This is a genomic window from Sphingomonas sp. CCH15-F11 (assembly GCF_001557005.1).
GTDB lineage: Bacteria > Pseudomonadota > Alphaproteobacteria > Sphingomonadales > Sphingomonadaceae > Sphingomonas.
Genome location: NZ_LSKG01000163.1, coordinates 1 through 2,568, shown reverse-complemented (window position 1 = coordinate 2,568; position 2,568 = coordinate 1). Strand labels below are relative to the sequence as shown.

Sequence of the window (2,568 nt, the reverse complement as noted above, 5' to 3'; positions counted from 1 at the left end):
GGGCAGGGGGCAACACCCTTGCCATCGCCGAGGGCTTTGAGACGGCCGACGCTTTCGCGCGCCTGAGCAACCTCCCGTGCTGGGCTTCACTCGGCGCACGTCGGCTCAACCAGCTCGTCATTCCGCCCACGGTCACAACGCTCCTGGTCGCCGAGGACAACGATTCCGAAGGGCGCAGGGCAGCCGAAAGTGCCCAAGCGCATTACGCCCGGTCGGGCCTCATCATCGAACGCGCGCCCCCGCCGCCAATCTACAAGGATTGGGCAAAGGCGCTCGATGCCCGAGCGCAGCAGAGCCGCGTCTAGGCGCGAAGCGCCGGAGGAGAGGGGAGGGGGATCGAAAGGGTGTCGCTGCCGAGGGTGCAGCCCACTCTGGAGACCACACCCATGTCCGATCTCTTCGAAGCGGCCGCCCAGGCTGAGCGCGAGGCCGTGCGCCTCCTTCTACCCCGTCTGCGCTCCGACGAGGCCATTCAGCGTCGTCACCTCAACGACGCGATGACCAAGGCCTTCGGCGGTTCTGATGCCGACGGTCGCTGGACACAACGCGCCAGCTTTGAACTCCTCGAGCATGCCCTTGCCATCCATCTTCAGTCGAGCGCCCAAAAAATTGCGGCGTTCGGCGACGTCCGCGCGCTGATCGACTTGTCCGATCGCCTGCCCACTCAGACGGTTCGCAGCGAGGATCAGATCGAATGGCAGCAATTCTCGACACCTGTCGACATCGCTGCGGTTATGACGCTTCTCGCCAACGTCCAGCCCGACGACATCGTGCTCGAGCCGAGCGCGGGTAACGGCCTATTGGTCGCGCAGCTCCGTCACGTCGAATCGCTCCATCTGAACGAGCTCGATCCGCTCCGCCGTGGCCGATTGAAGGCGGCTTTCCCCTCAGCATCGATCACCGGGCACGATGGTGCGACCATCAATTCCACCCTCGCAAGCGTCGATCGACCAACCCTCATCCTGATGAACCCGCCCTTTTCGAGGTCGGTCGGCCGCGGCGCCGACGACTATGCCGCAGTCCGTCATCTGCAAGCGGCGCTGCGCCGTCTTCAACCGGGCGGCCGGCTCGTTGCCATCATGCCCGATTGGTTTGGCCCGAGCGCACGCATGCGTGAGCAATATGAGACGATCCTGCGCGACGTGAGCGTCCTGGCGGCCGTCCGTCTCGAGAAGTGCTACCTGAAGCATGGGACTTCGATCGCCGTGCGGTTGTTTGTCATCGACAAGGTCCCCGGCCGGTCGCCCCCCGCGCTCATCCAGCGTTCGTCCGTTGCCGAGCTGCTCGATATCCTGATCATCCCCGAACGATCGTCGGCGAAGCCCGATCGCGGAGCGTCGGCGCCGAAGCGCTCAGGTGGAGTTTCGCTCTTCCGGGCCGTCAAAAGCAGCCGTCCGGCGCCCCGCGCCCACCATGCCCCGGCACGCAACCACGTGCTCCCCGTCGAATATGCGAAACTTGAGACGCCGGCGCCGCTGCTCGAGCAGAGCGGCGTCTATCTTCCATATCGACCGAGCCGTATCAGCTTCGCGAGCGCTGGCGAGCATCCAACGCCGCTCGTCGAATCTGTCGCCATGGGCTCGATCCCGGCGCCGGTCCCAGAGTATGTGCCGGCGCTGCCCGAGCGCACCGTCGCCGAGCGGCTGCTCTCCGCCTCCCAACTCGAGACGGTCGTCTACGCGGGGCATGCCTGGACCCAGTGGATCCCAGGCACTTTCAGACCCGACAAGGAGGGTGTCGGCCTCGTGCTGGACGAAGACGGCCATTCCTATCGTAAGGGCTTCTTCCTGGGCGACGGCACGGGGGCGGGGAAGGGTCGTCAAATCGCGGCCTGCATCCTCGACAACTGGCTCCAGGGCCGCCGCCGCAACATCTGGGTCTCGAAGAATGCGCCGCTCCTCGAAGACGCGCGACGCGACTGGACGGCCCTTGGCGGCCTTAACGGCGACATTCAGCCCATCTCCAACTGGAAGATCGATGAGCCGATCAGCCTCGACCAGGGCGTGCTGTTCGTCAGCTATCCGACGCTGCGTTCGATGCGTGGTGACTACGGTCGCCTGAAGCAGCTGGTTGACTGGGCCGGGGCCGATTTTGACGGTGTCATCGCCTTCGACGAGGCCCACGAGATGGGCGGCGTTGCGGGTGGGGAGGGCGCTCTCGGCACCAAGGATGGATCCCAGCAGGGAATCTGCGGCGTGCTCCTCCAGAACCAATTGCCCGCGGCCCGCGTCCTCTATGCTTCAGCCACCGGCGCCTCTGTCGTCAACAACCTCGCTTATGCGGTCCGACTGGGGCTCTGGGGCCCAGGGACCGCCTTCCCCGACCGGGAGCAGTTCATCAGCAGCATCAGCAAAGGCGGGATCGCCGCGATGGAGCTGGTCGCGCGCGATCTCAAGGCCACCGGCCTCTACATGGCCCGCGCACTGAGCTTCGCAGGTGTCGAATATGACATTCTGCGCCATGAGCTGACCGCCGCGCAGATCGAGATCTACGACACCTATGCGGACGCGTGGGCGATCTTATGCGCAGCTCGCCATAAGATGGCTTATCGCGAGGAAGCGGTAATGC

At 65.1% G+C, this 2,568-nt stretch carries 2 protein-coding genes; both read left to right on the top strand.

Features of this window, described 5'->3' with window-relative positions:
* On the top strand, nucleotides 1-305 hold a 305-nt coding region (locus tag AX709_RS16410), incomplete at its 5' end, for a toprim domain-containing protein (protein ID WP_197432046.1).
* 81 nt (nucleotides 306-386) lie between these two features.
* Nucleotides 387-2,568 (top strand): strawberry notch-like NTP hydrolase domain-containing protein (locus tag AX709_RS16405; protein ID WP_156454306.1); only part of this gene is annotated, 2,182 nt, incomplete at its 3' end.